The organism is Aeromonas media, from assembly GCF_000819985.1.
Lineage (GTDB): Bacteria > Pseudomonadota > Gammaproteobacteria > Enterobacterales > Aeromonadaceae > Aeromonas > Aeromonas media.
On the sequence record NZ_CDBZ01000113.1, the window covers coordinates 1 to 516 of the forward strand.

General features: G+C 70.7%; 1 protein-coding gene. It reads right to left on the reverse strand.

Annotation, left to right across the window (positions count from 1 at the left end; translation table 11 throughout):
* Window positions 1–516: ATP-binding cassette domain-containing protein (locus BN1127_RS09790; protein WP_042649303.1), on the reverse strand; the 516-nt coding region annotated here is incomplete at both ends.

The window sequence follows — 516 nt, forward strand, 5'->3', positions numbered from 1 at the left end:
GTGCTCAGCTGTGCACGCCGCCCCCAATCGCAGGCAGCGCCCGGCCACCTTGCCCGCCAGCGCCTCGTCATGGGTCACCAGCAGCAGGGCGCAGCCTATCTCCGCCAGCTCCCCCAGCAGGCAGGTGACGGTCTGCTGCTGGCTCAGGGGATCGAGCCGGGAACTGGGCTCGTCGGCAAACAGCAGCACGGGGTGCAGCAGCAGGGCCCGGATCAGGGACAGCCGTTGCAGCTCTCCCCCCGACACCTGGCTCGGCAGCCGGCTCAGCAGCCGCTCATCGAGGCCGAGCCTTGCCAGATAGTCGGTGAGGGGCTGGCGGGGCAGCCTGTGCAGGCGCAGCAGATCGTCAAACTGGGTGGCGAGACGCACCCGGCTGGCGAAGGCCTGCACCGGATCCTGATAGAGCTTCTGCCAGCGGTGGGGGGCTATGCCCCCCTGGCGCAGCACCCGCCCTCGCAGCGGGCGCTGCAACCCCAGCAGCACATTGCCGAGGGTGCTCTTGCCCGCACCGCTCGG